This window comes from Siansivirga zeaxanthinifaciens CC-SAMT-1 (assembly GCF_000941055.1).
Taxonomy (GTDB): Bacteria; Bacteroidota; Bacteroidia; order Flavobacteriales; family Flavobacteriaceae; genus Siansivirga; species Siansivirga zeaxanthinifaciens.
This window is the reverse complement of the sequence record NZ_CP007202.1, coordinates 1,044,696-1,063,900: the sequence shown is the minus strand read 5'-3', so window position 1 is coordinate 1,063,900 and position 19,205 is coordinate 1,044,696. Positions and strand designations below refer to the sequence as shown.

General features: G+C 34.4%; 22 protein-coding genes and 1 tRNA gene. 14 read left to right on the top strand and 9 right to left on the bottom strand.

Features of this window, described 5'->3' with window-relative positions; translation table 11 throughout:
• Positions 1 to 111: 111 nt before the first annotated feature.
• The gene (locus AW14_RS04805; protein WP_044637786.1) at positions 112 to 1,317 is read right to left on the bottom strand and encodes an ABC transporter permease; all 1,206 of its coding nucleotides are present in this window, start codon (positions 1,315 to 1,317) and stop codon (positions 112 to 114) included.
• Complete coding sequence (gene rbfA / locus AW14_RS04800) at positions 1,318 to 1,722, bottom strand: 30S ribosome-binding factor RbfA (RefSeq protein WP_044637785.1); 405 nt, start codon at positions 1,720 to 1,722, stop codon at positions 1,318 to 1,320.
• A gap of 104 nt (positions 1,723 to 1,826) precedes the next feature.
• Between rbfA and mce the strand changes: the two genes are divergently transcribed.
• The 3 genes from mce to AW14_RS04785 all read left to right on the top strand — a co-directional run bounded on the left by mce (position 1,827) and on the right by AW14_RS04785 (position 2,919).
• Positions 1,827 to 2,237: a methylmalonyl-CoA epimerase gene (gene mce / locus AW14_RS04795; protein ID WP_044637784.1), complete on the top strand. Its 411-nt coding sequence runs from the start codon at positions 1,827 to 1,829 to the stop codon at positions 2,235 to 2,237.
• Between the two features lie 47 nt (positions 2,238 to 2,284).
• Positions 2,285 to 2,358 (top strand) — tRNA-Ile (locus AW14_RS04790).
• A gap of 354 nt (positions 2,359 to 2,712) precedes the next feature.
• A complete protein-coding gene (locus AW14_RS04785) occupies positions 2,713 to 2,919 on the top strand; it encodes a hypothetical protein (protein WP_044637783.1) in 207 nt (68 codons plus the stop codon).
• Here the strand turns inward: AW14_RS04785 and AW14_RS04780 are convergent.
• Positions 2,912 to 3,508: a riboflavin synthase gene (locus AW14_RS04780; protein ID WP_044637782.1), complete on the bottom strand. Its 597-nt coding sequence runs from the start codon at positions 3,506 to 3,508 to the stop codon at positions 2,912 to 2,914. The two genes, AW14_RS04785 and AW14_RS04780, sit on opposite strands and share 8 nt — an antisense overlap.
• A 66-nt stretch (positions 3,509 to 3,574) precedes the next feature.
• Here AW14_RS04780 and pdxA point away from each other — a divergent pair, with 66 nt between their 5' ends.
• The 9 genes from pdxA (at position 3,575) to AW14_RS04735 (ending at position 11,077) form a co-directional block, all read left to right on the top strand.
• Entirely contained in the window at positions 3,575 to 4,621 is a 1,047-nt protein-coding gene (pdxA, locus tag AW14_RS04775; RefSeq protein WP_044637781.1) for a 4-hydroxythreonine-4-phosphate dehydrogenase PdxA, read from the top strand.
• A gap of 73 nt (positions 4,622 to 4,694) precedes the next feature.
• A complete protein-coding gene (locus tag AW14_RS04770) occupies positions 4,695 to 5,234 on the top strand; it encodes a YceD family protein (RefSeq protein ID WP_044637780.1) in 540 nt (179 codons plus the stop codon).
• Positions 5,235 to 5,243: 9 nt separating this feature from the next.
• Positions 5,244 to 5,447 carry a 50S ribosomal protein L32 gene (gene rpmF / locus AW14_RS04765; protein ID WP_044637779.1) on the top strand — a complete coding sequence of 68 codons (204 nt, stop codon included), beginning with the start codon at positions 5,244 to 5,246 and terminating at the stop codon, positions 5,445 to 5,447.
• A gap of 180 nt (positions 5,448 to 5,627) precedes the next feature.
• The gene (locus AW14_RS04760; RefSeq protein ID WP_044637778.1) at positions 5,628 to 6,632 is read left to right on the top strand and encodes a beta-ketoacyl-ACP synthase III; all 1,005 of its coding nucleotides are present in this window, start codon (positions 5,628 to 5,630) and stop codon (positions 6,630 to 6,632) included.
• A 15-nt stretch (positions 6,633 to 6,647) separates the two neighbouring features.
• Positions 6,648 to 7,130 (top strand): acetyl-CoA carboxylase biotin carboxyl carrier protein, encoded by a 483-nt coding sequence (accB, locus tag AW14_RS04755; RefSeq protein WP_044637777.1) that lies wholly within the window; start codon positions 6,648 to 6,650, stop codon positions 7,128 to 7,130.
• Positions 7,131 to 7,216: 86 nt separating this feature from the next.
• Positions 7,217 to 8,569, top strand: a complete 1,353-nt coding sequence (gene accC / locus AW14_RS04750) for an acetyl-CoA carboxylase biotin carboxylase subunit (RefSeq protein WP_044637776.1) — start codon at positions 7,217 to 7,219, stop codon at positions 8,567 to 8,569.
• Positions 8,570 to 8,832: 263 nt separating this feature from the next.
• The gene (locus AW14_RS04745) at positions 8,833 to 9,942 is read left to right on the top strand and encodes an NAD(P)/FAD-dependent oxidoreductase (protein WP_044637775.1); all 1,110 of its coding nucleotides are present in this window, start codon (positions 8,833 to 8,835) and stop codon (positions 9,940 to 9,942) included.
• 6 nt (positions 9,943 to 9,948) lie between these two features.
• Complete coding sequence (gene mtgA / locus AW14_RS04740) at positions 9,949 to 10,626, top strand: monofunctional biosynthetic peptidoglycan transglycosylase (protein ID WP_044637774.1); 678 nt, start codon at positions 9,949 to 9,951, stop codon at positions 10,624 to 10,626.
• Positions 10,616 to 11,077 (top strand): 3-oxoacyl-ACP synthase, encoded by a 462-nt coding sequence (locus tag AW14_RS04735; protein ID WP_394330369.1) that lies wholly within the window; start codon positions 10,616 to 10,618, stop codon positions 11,075 to 11,077. The genes mtgA and AW14_RS04735 overlap by 11 nt, the downstream gene beginning before the upstream one ends.
• On the opposite strand, the gene AW14_RS04730 is transcribed toward AW14_RS04735, so the two are convergent.
• From AW14_RS04730 to AW14_RS04705, 6 genes are all read right to left on the bottom strand, one after another.
• On the bottom strand, positions 11,074 to 11,991 hold the full coding sequence (locus tag AW14_RS04730; RefSeq protein ID WP_044637773.1) for an ABC transporter ATP-binding protein: 918 nt from the start codon (positions 11,989 to 11,991) through the stop codon (positions 11,074 to 11,076). The genes AW14_RS04735 and AW14_RS04730 overlap by 4 nt on opposite strands.
• A gap of 49 nt (positions 11,992 to 12,040) precedes the next feature.
• Positions 12,041 to 14,098, bottom strand: a complete 2,058-nt coding sequence (locus tag AW14_RS04725) for a prolyl oligopeptidase family serine peptidase (RefSeq protein ID WP_084708769.1) — start codon at positions 14,096 to 14,098, stop codon at positions 12,041 to 12,043.
• A gap of 132 nt (positions 14,099 to 14,230) precedes the next feature.
• On the bottom strand, positions 14,231 to 15,220 hold the full coding sequence (locus AW14_RS04720) for an aspartate-semialdehyde dehydrogenase (RefSeq protein ID WP_044637772.1): 990 nt from the start codon (positions 15,218 to 15,220) through the stop codon (positions 14,231 to 14,233).
• Positions 15,221 to 15,362: 142 nt separating this feature from the next.
• Entirely contained in the window at positions 15,363 to 15,764 is a 402-nt protein-coding gene (gene mscL / locus AW14_RS04715) for a large conductance mechanosensitive channel protein MscL (RefSeq protein WP_044637771.1), read from the bottom strand.
• Positions 15,765 to 15,834: 70 nt separating this feature from the next.
• Positions 15,835 to 16,941, bottom strand: coding sequence for an alanine racemase (gene alr, locus AW14_RS04710; RefSeq protein ID WP_044637770.1), 1,107 nt, complete (start codon positions 16,939 to 16,941; stop codon positions 15,835 to 15,837).
• Positions 16,934 to 17,581 carry a thymidine kinase gene (locus tag AW14_RS04705; protein ID WP_044637769.1) on the bottom strand — a complete coding sequence of 216 codons (648 nt, stop codon included), beginning with the start codon at positions 17,579 to 17,581 and terminating at the stop codon, positions 16,934 to 16,936. The genes alr and AW14_RS04705 overlap by 8 nt, the downstream gene beginning before the upstream one ends.
• Positions 17,582 to 17,686: 105 nt before the next feature.
• On the opposite strand from AW14_RS04705, the gene AW14_RS04700 reads away from it, so the two are divergent.
• Positions 17,687 to 18,415: a hypothetical protein gene (locus tag AW14_RS04700; protein WP_044637768.1), complete on the top strand. Its 729-nt coding sequence runs from the start codon at positions 17,687 to 17,689 to the stop codon at positions 18,413 to 18,415.
• Positions 18,416 to 18,512: 97 nt separating this feature from the next.
• A complete protein-coding gene (rsmI, locus tag AW14_RS04695) occupies positions 18,513 to 19,187 on the top strand; it encodes a 16S rRNA (cytidine(1402)-2'-O)-methyltransferase (protein ID WP_044637767.1) in 675 nt (224 codons plus the stop codon).
• Positions 19,188 to 19,205 lie beyond the last annotated feature (18 nt).

Genomic DNA, 19,205 nt, shown 5'->3' with positions numbered 1-19,205 from the left:
ACACTTTACAAATAAAATGCGCCTGCCGAAATATGTATATTCAACAATATATTATTCAAAAAAACAACGAGTAAAGCCTGCTTGCCATTTTTTTATGACAACTTACCCAAATTAATGGGTTTCAACTAACGATTTTGTAATTCTTACCGATGCAATTTTTGAAGCCATGATACCTAAAACCGAAATAGTAATAAATACAATTATAATGTTTTCAAATTTTATTATAACCGGGTAGGGCAGCGTTGGGGTAATCATTACCAAATTAAACCATTTTTGAAGTAAGGTTATAAGTAACGCCAGAATTAAACCAATAAAGCCACCAACAACACTCATTAAACTCCCTTGGTAGAAAAATATACTTCTTATATCTTTAACTGTAGCCCCGATGTTGTAGAGCGTGTTTAAACTTCTTTTTTTATCGAGCATCATCATAATTAACGAGCCAATAACGTTAAAAAAGGCAATAATTAAAACAAGAGTAAAAATAAGATATACCGCTAAGTTTTCGGTGTTTAGCATTTTGTAAAGCGCATCGTTTAACTGTTCTCTGTTTTTTAATACCACTTTGTTGCCTAATATTTTAGAAATATCATTTTTAACATCCTCTAAAATGGCGTCTTCTTTAATTTTAAACTCTATTGCCGATATTTGATTGGGTTGGTAATTAAGTAAATTTTGTGCTAAATCTATAGACGAAAAAACATAACTGTCGTTAAGTTTTTCGTTTATATAAAATACGCCAACATTTATGGCATCAACCGTATTAAAGGCGTTTTTTGTTGAGGTTATTTGTCCTTTTCCTGGTTTTGGTACATAAATATTAATGGGTTTTGTAAAATCTAAAATACCCAATGATAAATTGTTAGATACGCCCCAACCTACAACTATTTGTTTAGCATTTTGTTCTAGCCAGATTCCCGTGTCTATAATAGAGTCTATCGCAACTACGTTTTGGTAAGCGCCATCGACCCCTTTTAGAATTGCTAAAGTGTTTTTATTGTTTGAAGCTATTAAAACACGTTCTTCTAATGTTTTAGAAAAATGAGCAATACCTTTTATTTTTTTAAGTTGCTCGATTTCGGTTGCACTTATTTCGAAAGTTTTACCAACCGTACTTTCGGCTTTTAAATCGGGATCCACCTGACTCGAAAATTCCAGGGTAAATGCTTTTAAACCCGCAAAACCAGAAAGCACAATAAACAGCGATGCGGCACCTAGAATAATACCAACAACCGCTATAATTGTAATAAAATTAATAGCATTATTACTGCTTTTAGAGCGTAAATAACGTTTTGCTATATATAACGGAAAGTTCAATTACGATTTTTTTCTTTTGTCTAAAATACTTGGGTCTTTAATAGGGTTTTCTTCTCCTTTTAAGGATTTATCTATTTTATCGATATACTCTAAAGAATCATCAATAAAGAATTCTAAATGCGGCATGCGTCTAAGTTGGTGCTTTGTTCGTTGTGCCAGTTCATGTCTAATTAAAGGCGTATTCGATTTTATACCTTCTAATAATTCTTTCGCTTTATCGTTAGGGAAAATGCTTAAATAAACTTTTGCAACACCCAAATCGACGGTTACTTTTACCTTAGAAACCGAAATTAATATACCATGAAGCCCTCCTTGGGTTGCAGCACCTTGTAAAACATCTACTAAATCGCGTTGTAAAACAGATCCTATTTTTTTTTGTCTTTGACTTTCCTCTACGTTACTCATAATTATCACCTATTTATAGGTTTACTGGGCAAAAATACAGCATATTTAAAGATTATGTTACATTTGGTTTGCAAAATTTGTATCTTAGGATAAAGCGTGGTTAAATGAAAAAAATTGAACACATTGGAATTGCGGTGAAAAACTTAGAAACATCAAATAGTTTATTTCATAAATTATTGGGGGTACCAAGTTATAAAACCGAGCTGGTCGAGAGCGAGGGCGTAAAAACGGCTTTTTATAAAATAGGCGAGCATAAAATAGAATTATTAGAGGCCACAACATTAGACAGTCCTATTGCTAAATTTATAGAAAAACGGGGCGAAGGGATTCATCATATCGCTTTTGAAGTTGATAATTTAGAAGCAGAAATAAAAAGATTAAAAAAAGAAGGCTTCGAGATTATAAACGAAAATCCTAAAGAAGGCGCTGATAATAAACGAGTTGTTTTTCTGCACCCTAAGTCGACACAAGGCGTTCTTGTAGAACTTTGTCAAGAAATTATTTTAAAAGAATAAATTTCTTGTAGAGTATTAAAAATAGTATTAAATTCGCAGCCGATTTCGGTCCTATAACTCAGTTGGTTAGAGTATCTGACTCATAATCAGAAAGTCCCTGGTTCGAGCCCAGGTGGGACCACCTTTAAACAGAAGCCTTGCAGAGATGCAGGGCTTTTTTATTCAAAGAAGAATATAAGTTAAAATTTTACACAGTAATAAATTTTTTAAGCTTATAATTTTTCCTCCTCCCAAGAATAGCTTAACGAATTCTATTTTAGCTGGTTTTTAGTTTAAAAAAACATATATTTGTTTTGCATTATAAAAAATTAGGGATTTTTTTGAAGCAAATACCTATTAAAACATTAATAATATGTATTACATTAACCTCAAAAATGTATTTAAGCGTATTTTTTAACGTTTTAGCGGTTAATTTGCGTTCATTAATAAGTTTTAATGCTTTCTAGGTTCCTTTTTTTTTATAAATTTGTGTCCCATGAAATTACTAAATAAACGAACATTAACCTCAACCTTATTTGCATTAATAAGTTTGGCGTCATTCTCTCAAGGTGGGTCTGTTCCACCACCACCGGCAGCACCACCACCACCTGGATTACCTATTGATGGCTGGTTACTTTTTGTTTTTGGTATTGCTCTTATTTATGGCGTAATAAAAAAGCTTTCAGCGAAAAGTACTAATTAGTAGCATTAAGTTCCATAAGTCTAGATACATACTTGCCTAAAACATCAAATTCTAAGTTTACTACAGTGCCCTTTTTAAAAGTATTAAAGTTAGTATGTTCATAAGTGTAAGGAATAATAGCTACACTAAAACCATCTTTTTTAGAATTTACAACGGTTAAACTCACGCCATTTACTGTTACCGAACCTTTTTCAATAGTTATATTGTTGAGTGAGCTATCATATTTAAAGGTAAATATCCAACTTCCATTGGTCTCTTCAACATGTTCACAAACGGCTGTTTGATCTACATGCCCCTGAACAATATGACCGTCTAGGCGATCGCCTAATTTCATAGCACGTTCTAAATTAACTTTATCATGAATTTTTAAAGTGCCTAAATTGGTTTTATTTAAAGTTTCTTGAATGGCAGTTACCGTGTATTCATCATTATTAATAGCAACTACTGTTAAACAAACGCCATTATGTGCGACGCTTTGGTCTATTTTAAGTTCGGGAGTTAAAGTGCTTTTTACGGTGATATGAAGGTTGTTTAAATCGTCTTTTAAATTAGTAATTACACCAATATTTTCAATAATTCCTGTAAACATAATTATGGTTTGTTTATTTAACTAAATTTGCAACATCAAAATTACAAACAAAAGTTATCATTTCTAATGAAGAAAGCAGAAAATATAGTAGTTGGAATTTCCATTGGCGATTTAAATGGTATTGGCGGCGAAATTATAATAAAAACGTTTGAAGACCCTCGTATTCTAGATTTCTGTACGCCCGTTGTGTTTGCTTCATCAAAAGTTATGAATTTCTTTAAAACCCATTTCAATTCTGAAATAAATTTTAATGTTGTCAATAATTTAGATCAGATTATTGATGGAAAATTTAATGTATTTAATTGTTGGAACGAACCCGTAACAATCGATTTTGGTAAAGAAGATTTAAAAATTGGTGAATATGCCATAAAATCGCTTCAGGCAGCAACAAAAGCATTGAAAAACGATTTAATAGATGTTCTTGTAACAGCACCAATAAATAAACATAATATCCAATCGGAAGCATTTAAATTTCCGGGACATACCGATTATTTAGCCCAAGAATTGGAAGGCGAAAGTTTAATGTTTATGATAACAGATACCTTGCGCGTAGGTTTACTTACAGATCATGTTCCTGTTAAAGATATTGTAAATCATATTTCTGAAACATTAATAACAAATAAAATAAACACTGTTTACGAATCGCTTCAAAAAGATTTTAATATCGTAAGACCAAAAATTGCTGTTTTAGGAATCAACCCGCATACAGGAGACAACGGTGTTATAGGAAATGAAGACGACACGGTATTAAGGCCAACGCTTCAAAAAATTAAAGAAACAGGCAAATTAGTATACGGTCCTTACGCTGCCGATAGTTTTTTCGGTTCTAATAATTACAAAAATTTTGATGCCATTATTGCATCTTATCACGATCAAGGATTAATTCCATTTAAAACCTTATCCTTCGGTCAGGGTGTAAATTATACAGCAGGTTTAAGTAAAGTTAGAACCTCTCCAGACCACGGAACTGCCTACGAAATTGCTGGAAAAGGGCAGGCCGATGAAAATTCATTTAAAGAAGCGGTTTATGCGGCTATTCAAATTTATAAAAACAGATTTGATTATAAGGAACTTACAGAAAACGCCCTGAAAAAGCAGTCTAAAAAGATATAAACAAAAAAATGTTTATAAGTAGTGGTGCTTAAATAAAAATTTATATATTTGCAGGCTCAAAATAGATGTGATAATGAAGCCATTAAAAGAGTTTACAATTCCATTTGTAGGGCTAAAGATAGCGAAGCATCATTTTGACTATAAAATTGAGAAAGCGTTCTTTGAATATTTTGAGTATGAAGAGTTTAATGATGTCAATGTAGATGTTGATTTAATATTAGAGAAAAAATCGACGTTACTAGAATTAAACTTTAAAATATCAGGATTTGTAAATGTTAATTGCGATTTAACAAACGAACCTTATAATCAACCCATAAAAAATGAGTTCGATTTAGTAGTTAAGTTTGGTGATGAGTATAACGATGAGTATGAAGACATTCTTATTGTGCCTCACGGAACTTACGAAATTAATGTTCAGCAATACATTTACGAATTAATCGTATTATCTGTGCCAATTAAAAGGGTACACCCTGGGGTTAAAGATGGTACACTAGATTCTGAAATACTTAAAAAACTAGAAGAATTAAGCCCAAAAGGCGAAAAAGAGAATAAAATTGAGGAAGATATTGATCCTCGTTGGAATACATTAAAAAAACTATTAACGGATAAATAAATATAGAAAATGGCACATCCTAAAAGAAAAATCTCAAAAACAAGAAGAGATAAAAGAAGAACCCATTATAAAGCAACTGCGCCACAGATTGCTACATGCCCAACAACAGGAGAAGCTCACTTATATCACAGAGCTCACTGGCATGAAGGAAAGTTATATTACAGAGGTCAAGTTTTAATTGACAATTCAGAAGCTGTAGACAACGTAGCATAATTATTATGCACGCATATAATAAAACGCTCACATGTGAGCGTTTTTTTTATGATATGCTTTTTCTAAACCATAAAAACACGTAATTTGTAAAATATTTCATGAAAAATTAGTAGTTTTCATAAAAATTAGAGTGTTTTTGTTCAATTTTAATGATTTTTTGGTCAATTTAACTACAAAGTTATGAGTAAAATCTCAGCGGCGATTACGGCTGTTGGCGCTTATGTGCCAGAATATATATTAACCAATCAAATGCTTGAGGAGATGGTTGATACAAATGATGAATGGATAACCTCTAGAACAGGCATCAAAGAACGTCGCATACTTAGAGACGTCGGTAAAGGTACGTCTTACCTAGCTATTAAAGCTGCCCAAGACCTTATCAACAAAAAAGGAATCAACCCAGAAACTATAGAACTTGTTATTGTTGCAACTGCAACGCCAGATATGAAAGCTGCTTCAACAGCTGCTTTTACTGCTTCAGAAATTGGCGCTGTTAATGCTTTCTCATTCGATATGGATGCAGCATGTTCTAGTTTTTTGTATGGCATGTCTGTAGCGGCCAGTTATATTGAGTCTGGTAGATATAAAAATGTACTTTTAATTGGTGCCGATAAAATGTCATCAATTATCAATTATAAAGATAGAGCAACCTGTATTATCTTTGGTGATGGTGCTGGTGCTGTTTTATTCGAACCAAACGAAGAAGGTTTAGGTTTAAAAGATGAGTACCTAAGAAGTGATGGTACTGGTAGAGAGTTTTTACAGGCAACCTACGGTGGGTCATCTTTTCCAATTACAGAAGAAGCTATGGCCAATGGTGGTCAATATGCTTTTCAAGAAGGAAGAACGGTATTTAAAAATGCAGTATCTAGCATGGCAGATGCAGCCGTTAAAATACTAGAAAGAAATAATTTAACAAAAGATAATGTGGCTTGGCTTGCTGCTCATCAGGCAAACAAACGTATTATAGACGCTACGGCGCAACGTATCGAGTTAGACGAGAGTAAAGTTATGGTTAACATACACAAGTATGGCAATACTACATCGGCTACGTTACCTTTATTATTAAACGATTACGAATCTCAACTAAAAAAAGGAGACAATATTATTTTTGCAGCTTTTGGAGGTGGATTCAACTGGGGTTCCATTTATTTAAAATGGGCATATAATTCAATAAACGAATAATTAATTAGCAAAATTATGGATATTAAAGAGATTCAAAACTTAATTAAATTTGTAGCTAAATCTGGTGCAAGTGAGGTTAAATTAGAAATGGATGATATTAAAATCACCATTAAAACAGGATCAGATCAAGATGTTCCTTCAGTTCAATATGCACCAATTGCGCAACCACAATTACAACAAGTGGCGGCTCCGGTAGCAGAAGCAAAACCAGCAGCAGAAACAGCAGCGCCTGCAGCAAGTGCAAGCAACGATTCAAAATATATTACCATAAAATCTCCAATAATTGGAACCTTTTATAGAAAACCAGCTCCAGATAAACCATTATTTGTTGAGGTTGGACAAACTATTGCAGAGGGTGATGTGCTATGTATTATTGAAGCTATGAAACTTTTTAACGAAATAGAATCTGAAGTTTCAGGTAAAATAGTTAAAATTTTAGTAGACGATTCTTCTCCTGTAGAATTCGATCAACCATTATTTTTAGTAGATCCGTCATAACCTATTAAAAATTCCAATACACAAATCTCAAAATCCCATATTTGGAATTTCGCGATTGGAATTTGAAATTTTTAATTTATAACGTTATGTTTAAAAAAATACTAATTGCCAATAGAGGAGAAATAGCACTTCGTGTTATTAGAACCTGTAAAGAAATGGGCATTAAAACGGTAGCAGTATATTCTACAGCCGATGCAGATAGCTTACATGTTAAATTTGCAGACGAAGCCGTATGTATAGGACCTCCTTCAAGTTCAGAGTCTTACTTGAAAATGTCTAACATTATTTCGGCAGCCGAAATTACCAATGCAGACGCCATACACCCGGGTTATGGTTTTTTATCAGAAAACGCTAAGTTTTCAAAAATCTGCGACGAACACGGTATAAAATTTATTGGAGCTTCTCCAGAAATGATAGACCGCATGGGAGATAAAGCCAACGCTAAAGCTACCATGAAAGCTGCTGGTGTACCTTGCGTACCAGGTAGTGAAGGTGTTATTAACACTTTCGAAGAATGCGAAAAAATAGCCAAAGAAACAGGATATCCAGTAATGCTAAAAGCTTCTGCCGGTGGTGGAGGTAAAGGGATGCGTGGTGTTTTTAAACCAGAAGATTTAAAAGCCGCATGGGATTCTGCGCGACAAGAAAGTAAAGCCGCTTTTGGTAACGACGATATGTATATGGAAAAACTTATTGAAGAGCCTAGACATATCGAAATTCAAATTGTTGGAGACTCAACAGGTAAAGCTTGTCATTTATCAGAAAGAGACTGTTCTATCCAACGTCGTCATCAAAAATTAACCGAAGAAGTACCTTCGCCATTTATGACAGACGAGCTTCGAGCTAAAATGGGTGCTGCAGCCGTAAAAGCTGCAGAATACATTAATTACGAAGGCGCGGGTACCATAGAATTTTTAGTAGACAAGCATCGTAATTTCTACTTCATGGAAATGAATACACGTATCCAAGTAGAACACCCAATTACAGAACAAGTTATAGATTTCGATTTAATTCGAGAGCAAATATTAGTAGCCGCAGGCGTGCCAATTTCTGGTAAAAATTACTTACCAAAATTACACTCCATAGAATGCCGTATTAACGCCGAAGACCCATTCAACGGTTTCCGTCCGTCACCAGGAAAAATCACAACATTACACGCTCCAGGTGGTCACGGTGTGCGTTTAGATACCCACGTTTACGCCGGGTATACCATTCCGCCAAACTACGACTCTATGATTGCCAAGCTTATAACTACGGCACAAACCAGAGAAGAAGCCATTAATAAAATGAAACGTGCCTTAGACGAGTTCGTTATCGAAGGCATTAAAACAACCATACCTTTCCACAGACAACTTATGGATCATCCAGATTATTTAGCTGGTAACTATACCACAAAATTCATGGAAGATTTTGTTATGGAAAAACAAGTTGAACAATAAATATTTAAAACTCCGGAAGCTATTTCGGAGTTTTTTTATGGTGTTACTTTTGCTTTTAAAAAGGAAAGCAAAAGTCAGGCTATCCGTTATATCTTTTTAAAACAAGTACAGTACAAGCCAAAGTATCGTGGTAAATGCGGTTCTGTTGTTACAGCAATAGTTGGTTTTTATAAGTTTTAAAAAGGATGCCACTTCTATCCTTAACACAAACGCCAACCAATTAACAAATTCACTACTTTTACTGTAAACTAACCAACAAATAAATGAATCTTTCCTATTGGGAAATACAATCCTGGTTAACCAATGTAGATTTTACTATCGTTGGGAGTGGTATTGTTGGTTTAAACTGTGCCCTGCATCTAAACAAGCGATTTCCAAAAGCTAAAATATTAATATTAGAAAAAGGCTTTTTACCTCAAGGGGCTAGCACTAAAAACGCAGGATTTGCTTGTTTTGGAAGCCTCAGTGAAATTATAGACGATTTAAAAACACATTCAGAAACCGAGGTGCTTCAGCTTGTTGAAAAACGCTATAACGGATTGCAATTATTAAGACAAACCTTGGGCGATCAAGCCATTAATTATCAAAACCACGGTGGTTACGAATTATTTGACCCAAATGATGAGTTGTATGATAGCTGTTATTCAAAAAAAGAAGAAATAAACAAGCTACTTAAGCCCGTATTTAACACCAATGTTTTTAGTGTAAAAGACAATACGTTTCAATTTAAAAACATTAAAAATCACATTTTTTACAATGCTTTCGAAGGTCAGTTAGACACCGGTAACATGATGGCTGCCTTACTTACGAAAACACTTTCTAAAGGCATTAAAATACTTAACAATATAACTGTAAATCAATATATTGAAGATGCAGCATCAGTAAAGGTTAGTACCAATACATTCGAGTTTAAAACATCAAAACTACTCATTGCCACCAACGGATTTGCTTCACAATTACATATTCCTAATATAAAACCAGCGCGCTCCCAGGTAATAATTACCAAACCAATAAAAAATTTACATATAAAAGGAACATTTCATCTAAATAAAGGTTATTATTACTTTAGAAATATAGACAACCGAATCTTGTTAGGCGGTGGTAGGCATTTAGATTTTAAAACCGAAGAAACCATGCAATTTGGTGAAACGACTCTCATTCAAAAGAGTTTAGAACATCTTTTAAAATCGACTATTTTGCCATCGGTACCTGTAGAAATCGATATGAAATGGAGTGGCATTATGGGGGTTGGAAATCAGAAAAAAGCGATTGTTAAACAAATTTCAAATCATGTTTTTTGTAGGGTTCGTTTAGGAGGTATGGGAGTTGCCATAGGAAGTTTAGTGGGTAAAGATTTAGCAGAATTATTATAATATTTTATGAAACGCATTTTTAAATTTTTGTTTAAAATAATTGTTTGGTTTTTAGCCATATCAATTGGTTTGGTTGTATTGTTTAAGTGGGTTCCAGTGCCAATAACGCCATTAATGGTTATTCGGTATTTTCAGGAAGACAGTAACAACACTTTAAAACACGATTGGGAGCCTTTAGAAAATATTTCCAGACATTTACAATTGGCGGTCGTTTGTAGCGAAGACCAAAACTTTATAAAACATCATGGTTTTGATATGAAAGCCATAGAAAAAGCCATGGCTTACAATAAAAAAGGTAAACGGGTTCGAGGCGCCAGCACCATAAGCCAGCAAACAGCTAAAAATGTGTTTTTATGGCCACATCGCAGTTGGTTTCGCAAAGGATTAGAGGCTTATTTTACCTTTTTAATAGAGCTGATTTGGTCTAAAGAGCGCATTATGGAGGTCTATTTAAATAGTATCGAAATGGGACCGGGAATTTATGGTGCCGAAGCAGCATCATTATACTGGTTTAAAAAACCGGCAGCTAAATTAACCAAACAGGAAGCTGCAGCGATTGCAGCCATACTGCCCAATCCGTTACGATATAAAGCAAGACCTGCAACGCCTTATATACAAGGTAGAAAGGCTTGGATTATGAGACAAATGGGGTTTTGGGGAGGTGTTTTAAATTATGAAAAGTAACATGACACTAAAATCGATGCTTTATCATAAATGCGAAGCATTTTTAGAAAGTAAGTTACATACCATTAGTAAATCTATAACAGAAATTCAAGAATCCTTAACATCAGAAACTAAAAGTAGTGCCGGAGACAAACATGAAACTGGCAGGGCAATGCTACAATTAGAACGCGAAAAGTTGGGTAATCAGCTTGCCGAGATTCAAAAAACAAAAGAGGTTTTAACTAAAATATCTGTCGATAAGAACGCTGAAACCATAGGGTTGGGTAGTGTTGTTATTACCAATAAAGTACATTATTTTTTAGCTATTAGTGCAGGAGAATTAAAAGTTGACAATTCTCTGTTTTATGCGATTTCTGCCAGTACACCTATAGGCCAATTATTATTAGGTAAAAAAGCTGGAGACTCTTTTGAATTTAGAGGGCAAACAACACATATTTTAGAGGTGTATTAATCTGCTTTTATAATTTTAAGATAAACGGTTGTATTTTTTTCTAATAAAACATGGTGTTCAAAAAATACGGTTTGCTTATCTAAATAGGCTTCAATTAAATAATAATGCCCTTTAAAATAGCTGTGAATTACGGTGGCTTCTAATGGAGAATGATTAACTACCTTTAATTGATGTGCGTAAATAATAGATTTGTTTATAATATTAAATTCACCAAAAAACGCTGCTATTAATGGTGTTTTCGGATGTTTAAAAAGGGTTTCAGGTTTATCGTTTACCGCTATTTGTTGGTTGTTTAAAACAATCATTTTATCTGCAAAACCAAGAACATCGTCTTTGTCGTGGGTGGCAACGACGCAAGTGATGTTTTTTTCCTTTAAATATTTAAAAACATTACGTCTTAAACTTTGTTTTTGGTGATTATCAATATGGCTAAACGGCTCGTCTAGTAATATTATTTCGGGTTGTTTGGCTAGTGCACGAGCTAGGGCAACACGCTGTTTTTGTCCGCCACTTAAGTTTTTCACTTTAGTTTTAGCAAATGCTGTAAGTTCTACAACAGCTATAAGTTCTTTGGTACGCTCTTGTTTTTCTTCAGGAAAAAAGTTAGAAAGGTATTTACCTATGTTTTCTTCAACCGAAATAAAAGGCATCAAATCAAATTCTTGCGCTACGTATTTCATAAAATCATAGCCTACCACAAGATTATATTTAGGACCTAAAATGCTGTTTTGTTTCCAGAAAATCTCTCCAAAATCGGCGTCAAAGGTGCCATATAATAATTTTATTAAAGTGCTTTTTCCAGAACCACTTTCACCAATAATTGCAAGGTTTTCACCTGGATTTACTTCAAAAGAAATATCTTTTAAAACCGGTGTTTTAGAATATGAAAAGCTTAAATTTTTTACTGTTAGCATAGTTAGGCAAAAATACGATTAATTAGAATAGGTAAAATCGTTTGGTTATTTAATGCATGCTGTTTGGCAATTCTTTGAAGCCCATATTAAAAAGTGTAAATGCAAATATATCGGCATATTGTTCTATAATTTTATTTACTGGCGTACCTGCTCCATGCCCCGCATTGGTTTCAATTCGTATTAAAGTAGGATGCTTTCCAGATTGCTTGGATTGCAATTCTGCAGCAAATTTAAAACTATGGGCAGGCACAACGCGGTCGTCGTGATCGCCTGTGGTTATTAAGGTTGCAGGATATTCTGTATGTTCTTTAACATTGTGCACTGGAGAGTAGTTTTTTAAATAATTAAACATTTCTAAACTATCTTCTGCAGTTCCGTAGTCGTAAGCCCATCCGGCACCTGAGGTAAAAGTATGGTAGCGTAACATATCTAAAACACCCACAGCAGGCAATGCTACTTTGGCTATTTGTGGTTTTTGGGTCATAACCGCACCAACTAATAAGCCACCATTCGAACCACCGCGTAATGCCAAATATTCAGATGATGTATATTGGTTGTTAATAAGATATTCTGCAGCAGCAATAAAATCATTAAAAACATTTTGTTTGTTAAACTGGGTTCCGGCATCGTGCCATTGGCGACCATATTCTCCACCACCACGAATGTTGGGTACAGCAAAAACACCGCCCTGTTCCATCCAAATAATATTGGTAACGCTAAATACGGGCGTTAGACTAATATTAAATCCGCCATAACCGTATAAAATGGTTGGATTTTTTCCATTTAGGTTTAATCCTTTTTTATACGTTATTATCATGGGTATTTTAGTACCATCCAAAGCTTTGTAGAACACTTGCTCACTGATGTAATTATTGGTATCGATAGCAATTTTTGGAGACCAATACAATGAAATCTCGCCAGATTGGGATGAATATGAATATATGCTAGGTGGTGTATAATAATTGGTAAAGGTGAAGTATAATGTACTTTCATTTTTTTTACCTGAAAAACCAAAGGCTGTTCCAATTCCAGGCAACTCAATCTCACGGATGCAGGTTCCTGAAAAATCGAATTGTTTTACTTTAGATGTGGCATCTTCCATGTAATTTGCAAACAAATACCCACCTCCTTTAGTAATAGTTAAAACATGATTCGTTTCAGGAATGACATCAATCCAATTGTCTTCACTAGGGTTGGAAATATCGACACGTACCAAGCGTTTGTTAGGTGCATTCAAATTGGTAATTAAGAAAAGGCTTTCGTCTACATGATCTACAAAATGTGTGTCGCTGTTGGTATGATTTAGAATAGGAATTAAGCTGCTATCGGGCTTCGATAAATCTTTAATTAAAAGCTTGTTTCCTGTAGTAGATATTCTTGGTGTTAGAATTAAATACCGATTATCTTCGGTAACCGATGCATATATATAACGGTGTTTTTCTTCTGTTGTACCTCCAAAAATTAAAACATCTTCTTTTTGCGAGGTGCCTAGTTTGTGATAATACACTTTATGCTGGTCGGTTTTAGCCGATAATTCGCTGCCTGATGGTTTATCGTAACTTGAATAGTAGAATCCTTCATTTTTAAACCATGACATCAGACTAAATTTAACATCGACCAAAGGGTCTTCAATGGCCTTTTTTGTATCGGTATCTATAATGATAATTTTTCTCCAGTCGCTGCCATCTTCCGAAATGGAAAAGGCTAATATTTTGCCGTTTTCAGAAAAACTTAAACCGTCAAGCGCTATGGTGCCATTTTTTGAAAAGGTATTTGGGTCTAGAAATATTTCTGGTGTCTCGTCCCCTTTTTGTCTGTAAATAACATCTTGATTTTGCAAACCATCATTTTTTGAGAAATACGTATAATCACCTTCAACAAAAGGAGCGCTTAGTTTCTCGTAATTCCATATATCTGAAAGGCGCTTTTTTAACTCATCGCGATAAGGAATGGTTTTTAAGTAATTAAAGGTGGTTTCGTTTTGTGCTTTTACCCAAGCTTCTGTATCGCTACTTCTATCGTTTTCTAACCAACGAAACGGGTCTTTAACCTCGATACCAAAATAGGTGTCTACAACATTAACAGTTTTAGTTTCTGGGCATTTCAATGGTAATAGATTAAATTAATTTGCTTTTTAATGATAAGAATTTTTATTGAATTAGTAACGGTATTTAAATAAAAAAGCTTCTGTATAAATCTTACAGAAGCTTAATATTTTGGTGCTTAGTTGATAAAGTAATTATACTAATTTATTTTCAATTAAATATTCTGCAATTTGAATAGCGTTAGTAGCAGCACCTTTACGTAAGTTATCGGCAACAATCCACATATTTAATGTGTTTGGTTGTGTTTCGTCTCTACGTAATCTGCCTACAAATACTTCGTCTTTATCGTGCGCAAAAATTGGCATTGGATATACATTTTTAGATGTATCGTCCTGTAAAACAACACCTGGAGTTTCGCTAATAATTCTTCTTACATCTGGTAAAGTAAAATCATTTTCAAATTCTACATTTACAGATTCACTATGTCCACCCGATGTTGGAATACGCACCGCAGTAGCCGTTACAGAAAAGGTTTTATCGTTAAATATTTTTTGTGGCTCTTTAGCAAGTTTCATCTCTTCTTTAGTGTATCCATTTTCTAAAAACACATCGCAATGTGGCAATGCATTTCTTCCAATTGGGTAAGGATAAGCCATTTCTCCTTCGATACCTGCAACTTCATTTTCTAATTGTTTTACAGCTTTTACTCCAGTACCCGAAACCGACTGGTAAGTAGAAACTACAATACGTTTCATTTTATAAGTTTTATGCAATTGAGATAAAGCCAATACCATTTGAATGGTAGAACAGTTAGGATTTGCAATAATTTTATCGTCTTTGGTTAATTGATTCGCATTAATTTCTGGAACGATTAATTTTTTTGTTGGATCCATTCTCCATGCAGACGAATTGTCTACAACGGTAGTTCCTGCTTCAGCAAATTTTGGTGCCCACTCTAAAGATGTGTCTCCACCAGCCGAAAAAATTGCAATTTCTGGTTTTGCTGCCACAGCATCTGCTAAACCTATAACTGTATATTCTTTATTTTTGTATGTTAATTTTTTTCCAACAGAACGTTCTGAAGCAACTAATAATAACTCTGTAACTGGAAAGTTACGTTCTTCTAATACTTTTAGCATCACTTCGCCTACCATACCAGTGGCGCCTACAACAGCTACTTTCATGTAATTTACTTTTAAGTGTTATAAAAATTCTTGCGCAAAACTAAGTATTAATTCTATTTTAAAATCAAAAAAAAGCCCTAGTTTCTTTAAAACTAAGGCTTTTTAACAAGAAATAACACTTTGTTATATATTTAACACTTTGTTATTTTTTAAGTAAATCTCTAATTTCAGCAAGTAAATCTTCTTGAGAAGGACCTTTTGGAGCTTCTGGAGCTGGCTCTTCTTTTTTCTTGGTTTTATTGATGCCTTTAATAATCATAAACATAACAAAGGCAACAATTATAAAGTCGATTACGTTGGTTAAAAAAGAACCATACAAAATGGCTACTTCTCCTGTAACAGCCCCAGCTTCATCTACGACACCTGGCGTTATAACGTATTTTAAATCGTTGAAGTTTGAATTGAAAATTAATCCAACTAATGGAGAAACAATACCTCCGGTAAATGAAGTAACTACTTTATTAAAAGCAGCACCCATTACAAATGCAACTGCAATGTCTACAAGGTTGCCCTTCATTGCAAAATCTTTAAATTCTTTTAACATGATTTTAATTTAATGGTTAATTAGGAACTAAAATAGTTAAAAAAACAATACGTTAACAAATGTTAATATGTTATTTAATAAATATACGTTTAACACGTTGTGAAATACTGGTTATAAGCTCGTAGGATATGGTTTGTGCCGTTTCTGCTAATTGCTCGGCACTAGCTTGCGGACCAAAAACAATTACTTCGTCTCCTTCTTGGCAATCTATATGGGTAATGTCTACCATAATCATATCCATACAAACATTTCCAATAATATAAGCGGGTTTGTTATTTATTATCACGTATCCTTTTCCTTTTCCGTATTGTCTTCCAATACCATCGGCATGGCCAATGGGCAACGTGGCGGTTTTTGTAGGCGATTTGCTAATGAAAGACCTGTTGTATCCTAAAGAATCACCTTCATTTAAAAAGTGAATTTGAGATATTATGGTTTTTAAAGTACCAATGGGTATAAAATTTTTGTTTTCTTTTTCCGAATTTCCAAAGCCATACAATCCTATACCGCTTCTAACCATATCGAAATGGGCTTCAGGGAAATTTAAAATCCCAGAGGTATTACACATGTGTAACATCGGTTTGTAACCTAAACGTTCCATAACATTGTTAGAAATGCGCTTGAAGGATTCAATTTGATTTAAACTAAAGGCTTTTTCATTTAAATCTTCACTCGCCGCCAAATGCGAAAACATGGAAGTTACATGAATACTGTTGGCATTCATGCAGCTTTCAGTAATAATATTTATATCATTTTCAGAAAAACCCAATCGGTTTAATCCCGTGTTAAATTTTAAATGAACAGGGTAGTGCTTCAAATTATGAGCCGATGCAAACTCAATAAACTCTTTTAAAATTTTCACATTGTATAAACTGGGTTCCAGATAATGCTCCATTAAAATATTAAAGTTTACGGTTTGTGGGTGTAATACTAAAATAGGTTTGGTAACGCCCGCATTTCGCAGTTGAACACCTTCATTTATATAGGCTACAGCAAAATAATCGACACCTAATTTTTCTAAAAACAAGGCAATTTCACAAGGATCGCTACCATAAGAATATGCTTTAACAACGGCCAAAAATTTAGCCTCATTTTGTATTCTAGATTTTAAATGATTGTAATTATGTTGTAAGGCACTTAAATTAATTTCAAGTAGCGTTTCTTGCGCTTTAGGCATCTGGATTTTCGGGTTTAGGTTTTATTTCTTCAGCCTCATTCACTTTCATGTTTCTAACTTTGTCGCGCAACATGGCCTTATAATAAGCCGCTCGACTTAATGGTTCGTACTCGTTAACTTCACCTAAAAGAACCAAGTTATCGCTAGACGATTTGCGGTAGCTATACTGGGCTAAATTTCCGGTGCGCGTGCAAACGGCATGTACCTTAGTAACGTACTCGGCAGTTGCCATTAAATTTGGCATGGGTCCAAAAGGGTTGCCTTTAAAATCCATATCTAAACCAGCAACAATAACCCGAACGCCTTTGTTGGCTAAATCGTTACAAACACGAATAATTTCATCATCGAAAAACTGAGCTTCGTCAATACCAACCACATCACAACCATCGGCTAAAATAGGAATATTCGCTGCCGCAGGAACGGGCGTAGAACGTATTTCATTAGCATCGTGAGACACCACCATATCCTCATCATAACGGGTATCGAGAGCAGGTTTAAAAATTTCGACTTTTTGTCTTGCAAATTGCGCGCGTTTAAGCCTGCGTATTAACTCCTCGGTTTTACCAGAAAACATAGAGCCGCATATAACTTCTATCCACCCAAATTGTTCTTTATGATTTACGGTATTTTCAAGAAACATTTTGTAATTTTAACACTAAATTTAAGCGATTATTCGTTTTTATAAAGGTGACGCAAATTTATTAAAAATCAAAAGCCAAAAGAACATTAATTTTAAAATAATCCCATGAAGAAGAAGCTGGAGTCCGACTTAATAAGTATTGCCCATAGAATTCTAAAACTTAAAGGAAAAGAAGATGTTATAAAAATGCATGCTGAAGTTGCTTTGCTTTATGAAAAACTTTCGGTATTAAAATTTGCTCACGAAAATTTTGAAGAAACCGAACCTTCCATAGAAAACAACTCTTCATTTTTCGATATGTTAGACAGCGCTTTTAATAACAAAGTAAGCGATAACATTGAGGTTGAAGGAAGGTTATATGTTAATTTAGACGAGTCTGAACAAGAGTCTATCATGGAGCCCGCTATCGAAAAAATTAAAGATATGGTGGCCCAAATGCCCGACGAATCGGAGGTTATTGATGATTTTTTAAATGAAGTCCTGCCACAAGAAAACCATCATAAAAACGATTTAGATTATCTAACAGAAGGCTTTAAAACCATGCCAATTTTCGACCCTGTTACTACAAAATCTAACGAAAAAAAGTCCTTAAACGACAGTATAAAAAACAAGCGTTTAAACATTGGACTTAACGATAAAATTGCATTTATAAAACAATTGTTTGAGGGTAAAAGTGAAGACTACGAGCGCGTTATATCGCAGTTAAACACCTTTAATAGTTACGACGAGGCGCTTAATTTTATTCAAAACATAGTGAAGCCCGATTACAATAATTGGACAAACAAAGAGGAATTCGAAGTTCGATTTTTACAAATTATAGAAAGTAAATTTTAAATTTTCTGGGTGTTACCACGCGAAAAAGCGTGGTCGCGTTTTCCATTATATCTTTTTCTCGTTCCTCAAAAAAGGATGCCATTTCAACCGCTAACACATGAGTAAACTCTACATAGTACCCACACCAATAGGTAATTTAAAAGACATGACTTTTAGAGCCATTGAGGTTTTAAAATCTGTCGATTTAATCCTTGCCGAAGACACCCGTACCTCTGGAAAACTTCTAAAACATTACGAAATTTCTACGCACATGCAATCGCACCACATGCATAACGAGCATAAAACCGTAGAGCATATTATTCAAAAAATACAGTCGGGCACGACCGTAGCACTTATAAGCGACGCTGGTACGCCGGCCATTTCAGACCCGGGTTTTTTATTAACCCGCGCCTGCATAGATCATCAAATTGAGGTCGATTGCTTACCCGGAGCAACCGCTTTTGTTCCTGCTTTAGTAAACTCGGGCATGCCAAACGATAAATTTGTTTTCGAAGGGTTTTTACCCGTAAAGAAAGGCCGACAAACCCGATTTTTATTACTCGCCGAAGAAACAAGAACCATGATTTTTTACGAAAGTCCGCATAAACTAATAAAAACTTTAATGCATTTTTGCGAATATTTTGGCGAAGACCGAGCGGTTTCGGTTTCCAGAGAATTAACAAAATTATACGAAGAAACCGTTCGAGGTACTGCCAAAGAAGTTTTACAGCATTACACAAACAAACCTCCCAAAGGAGAAATTGTTATAGTAGTGGCTGGGAAAAGTAAATAAAAAAGAAACAGACATAAA

Bases quoted from the DNA above. Each gene is read 5' to 3' on its own strand.
- mtgA (WP_044637774.1), top strand. From the start codon at position 9,949: ATGAAACGCATTTTTAAATTTTTGTTTAAAATAATTGTTTGGTTTTTA.
- AW14_RS04730 (WP_044637773.1), bottom strand. From the start codon at position 11,991: ATGCTAACAGTAAAAAATTTAAGCTTTTCATATTCTAAAACACCGGTT.
- AW14_RS04720 (WP_044637772.1), bottom strand. From the start codon at position 15,220: ATGAAAGTAGCTGTTGTAGGCGCCACTGGTATGGTAGGCGAAGTGATG.
- mce (WP_044637784.1), top strand. From the start codon at position 1,827: ATGAAAAAAATTGAACACATTGGAATTGCGGTGAAAAACTTAGAAACA.
- AW14_RS04760 (WP_044637778.1), top strand. From the start codon at position 5,628: ATGAGTAAAATCTCAGCGGCGATTACGGCTGTTGGCGCTTATGTGCCA.
- rbfA (WP_044637785.1), bottom strand. From the start codon at position 1,722: ATGAGTAACGTAGAGGAAAGTCAAAGACAAAAAAAAATAGGATCTGTT.
- rpmF (WP_044637779.1), top strand. From the start codon at position 5,244: ATGGCACATCCTAAAAGAAAAATCTCAAAAACAAGAAGAGATAAAAGA.
- AW14_RS04745 (WP_044637775.1), top strand. From the start codon at position 8,833: ATGAATCTTTCCTATTGGGAAATACAATCCTGGTTAACCAATGTAGAT.
- alr (WP_044637770.1), bottom strand. From the start codon at position 16,941: ATGCCTAAAGCGCAAGAAACGCTACTTGAAATTAATTTAAGTGCCTTA.
- mscL (WP_044637771.1), bottom strand. From the start codon at position 15,764: ATGTTAAAAGAATTTAAAGATTTTGCAATGAAGGGCAACCTTGTAGAC.
- accB (WP_044637777.1), top strand. From the start codon at position 6,648: ATGGATATTAAAGAGATTCAAAACTTAATTAAATTTGTAGCTAAATCT.
- AW14_RS04735 (WP_394330369.1), top strand. From the start codon at position 10,616: ATGAAAAGTAACATGACACTAAAATCGATGCTTTATCATAAATGCGAA.
- pdxA (WP_044637781.1), top strand. From the start codon at position 3,575: ATGAAGAAAGCAGAAAATATAGTAGTTGGAATTTCCATTGGCGATTTA.
- AW14_RS04785 (WP_044637783.1), top strand. From the start codon at position 2,713: ATGAAATTACTAAATAAACGAACATTAACCTCAACCTTATTTGCATTA.
- accC (WP_044637776.1), top strand. From the start codon at position 7,217: ATGTTTAAAAAAATACTAATTGCCAATAGAGGAGAAATAGCACTTCGT.
- AW14_RS04700 (WP_044637768.1), top strand. From the start codon at position 17,687: ATGAAGAAGAAGCTGGAGTCCGACTTAATAAGTATTGCCCATAGAATT.
- AW14_RS04705 (WP_044637769.1), bottom strand. From the start codon at position 17,581: ATGTTTCTTGAAAATACCGTAAATCATAAAGAACAATTTGGGTGGATA.
- AW14_RS04770 (WP_044637780.1), top strand. From the start codon at position 4,695: ATGAAGCCATTAAAAGAGTTTACAATTCCATTTGTAGGGCTAAAGATA.
- AW14_RS04780 (WP_044637782.1), bottom strand. From the start codon at position 3,508: ATGTTTACAGGAATTATTGAAAATATTGGTGTAATTACTAATTTAAAA.
- rsmI (WP_044637767.1), top strand. From the start codon at position 18,513: ATGAGTAAACTCTACATAGTACCCACACCAATAGGTAATTTAAAAGAC.